The organism is Gluconacetobacter tumulicola (assembly GCF_014174215.1).
GTDB classification, from domain to species: Bacteria; Pseudomonadota; Alphaproteobacteria; order Acetobacterales; family Acetobacteraceae; genus Gluconacetobacter; species Gluconacetobacter tumulicola.
On record NZ_JABEQL010000085.1, the window covers coordinates 1 to 608 of the forward strand.

General features: G+C 65.3%; 1 pseudogene. It reads right to left on the bottom strand.

What is annotated here, in order from left to right:
- A pseudogene (locus HLH29_RS19365) lies at positions 1-608 on the bottom strand (IS91 family transposase); the annotation flags it as partial.

Here is a 608-nt window from a genome sequence, read left to right on the forward strand (position 1 = left end):
GGCGAGACTGGCCTTGCGGTTGGAACTGGCCAGCAGGCCATAATGGCGGATGCGATGAAATCCTCGTGGCAGGACATGCAGCATGAAGCGGCGGATGAACTCATCCGTGGCGGCGTCATGACCTGCTGCTGGTGCGCGGTATCCCGGCGGTAGTCCTTGTAGCGGAACGTCACGCCCTTTTCGTTGAACGCCAGAAGGCGGCGGTTCGAGATGGCGACGCGGTGGGTATAGCGCGACAGATAGGCCAGCACCGCTTTGGGACCAGCAAAAGGCGGCTTGGCGTAGACGACCCAGCGCCTGCTGCGCACGGGGGCCAGATGCCGCAGAAAGGCACGACGGTCTGCCAGAGAAGCCAACTGGCCTCGAAAGGCCAGCCGATCGGCGTCGAAAAGCGCAAGTAGCCGGGTCAGGAACAGGCGGCGAAACAGCTTGCCCAGCACGCGAACAGGCAGGAGGAAGGCCGGGCGCGATGAGATCCAGCGCTGGCCATCGGACGACAGGCCGCCGCCCGGCACGATCATATGGACATGGGGATGGTGGGTCAGCGCCGCCCCCCAACTGTGCAGCACGGCGGTGATGCCGATGCGCGCGCCCAGATGCCGGGGATC